The organism is Steroidobacter sp. (genome assembly GCF_016790065.1).
In the GTDB taxonomy this organism is placed as follows: Bacteria; Pseudomonadota; Gammaproteobacteria; order Steroidobacterales; family Steroidobacteraceae; genus Steroidobacter.
Genome location: NZ_JAEUPY010000570.1, coordinates 1 through 1640 on the forward strand (window position 1 = coordinate 1; position 1640 = coordinate 1640).

The 1640-nt window shown below is 62.4% G+C and carries 2 protein-coding genes; both read left to right on the forward strand.

The features are described from left to right. The first annotated feature begins 281 nt into the window (after positions 1-281). Positions 282-1277 (forward strand): UDP-glucose 4-epimerase GalE, encoded by a 996-nt coding sequence (galE, locus tag JNL55_RS23780; protein WP_293859998.1) that lies wholly within the window; start codon positions 282-284, stop codon positions 1275-1277. 52 nt (positions 1278-1329) lie between these two features. Continuing rightward, positions 1330-1640 (forward strand): hypothetical protein (locus JNL55_RS23785; protein WP_293860001.1); only part of this gene is annotated, 311 nt, incomplete at its 3' end.

The following is a 1640-nucleotide window of genomic DNA, read 5'->3' on the forward strand; positions in this document are numbered from 1 at the left end:
AGGATGCGCCGGTCCGAATCGCGGCCGAGCGATTCCACGGCAGCAATGATGACGTCCGGCGTCAGGCGCTCGTAGGGATGGGGATCGGGCCGGGAAGGATGTCTGGGCATGGAACCTGGAACAGTGACACGTGAGCTGGCAGCCAATGGTGACCGGGTGGAGCGATCCGCGTCCATTGCAGAATGTCGGACGCCTGTCTCGGAGCGGCGACGCCTACTTCTGTAAAACGTGCTGCTAGAATCGCCCACCTAAGCTCATTCACCAGGACCTAAGCTCAAACCATGACCACCCTCGTCACCGGCGGCGCCGGCTACATCGGCAGTCACGTAGTTCGGCAGCTCGGCGAGCGCCACGAACAAGTCACGGTGCTGGACAACCTGTCCACCGGCTTTCGCTCGGCGGTGTTACATGGCGACTTGGTGGTCGGCGATACCGGCGATCGCGAATTGGTGAGCCGCCTGCTGCGCGAACGCAAGATCGATACGGTGCTGCATTTCGCTGCCAACACCATCGTGCCCGAGTCGGTAACCAACCCGCTCAAGTACTACAGCAACAACACCTGCTCCACTCGCAACCTGTTGCAATGCTGCCAGGAAGCCGGAGTGAAACATTTCGTGTTCTCCTCCACCGCCGCGGTGTATGGCATTCCGGCCGGCGGCGTCGCTGCCGAGGACAGCCCGACCCAACCGATCAACCCGTACGGCACCTCCAAGCTGATGAGCGAATGGATGCTTCGCGATCTGGCCGCAGCTTCGGCCTTGCGCTACGTGGTGCTGCGTTACTTCAATGTCGCCGGCTGCGATCCGGGCGAGCGCATCGGTCAGTCCACCATCAAAGCCACGCTACTGACCAAGGTGGCGGCCGAGACGGCCGTGGGCAAACGCCAGCACATTTCAATTTTCGGCACCGACTATCCGACACCCGACGGCACCGGCGTGCGCGACTACATTCATGTGGAAGATCTGGCCAGTGCGCATCTGAAGGCTCTCGACTACCTGCGAGCCAATGGCGCTTCAGTCACGCTGAATTGCGGTTACGGCCACGGTTACAGCGTGCGCGAGCTGATCTCGACCATGGACCGCATCACCGGCCAGCCGTTGAAGACCATCGAGGAACCGCGCCGTGCCGGCGACCCGCCGTCGCTGGTGGCCAAGGCGCAACGCGTCCGCGAATTGCTGGGCTGGGTTCCGCAGCACGACGACCTCGAAGCCATCGTCCGTTCGCAATTGGCCTGGGAACGCCGGCTGCAACAGGAACCGGGGTTACAGAAAAACTGAGCCGAGCAGATCCCGCGCATTGCGGTCATCACGAGCGCTAGAATCCGCCCCCATGCGTCTGCCTCGCCCTAGTTCATTGAACAGCTTGATGCTGACCGGTTTCGCACTGGTTTCCATCCCGCTGCTATTGGGCGTGGTCATTGCGGCCACCAAGGTCCGCAACCTGTCGGAGGAGAGCGCGACTCTGGTCCGCAGCGGCGTGCAGACCACCCACTACACCCAACAGCTGTTTCAGCAGATCGCGCCGATCGAGCGCAGCGCCAAGCTCTATCAGGTGTTGAACGACCCGGGGCTGCTCGAGGTCTACCGCGATAGTCGCGAACGGCTGCTGGCCACCCTGGCCAGCATCGAAACGGTCGCAGT

Coding starts and splice junctions, on each gene's coding strand:
- galE (WP_293859998.1), top strand. CDS start 282: ATGACCACCCTCGTCACCGGCGGCGCCGGCTACATCGGCAGTCACGTA.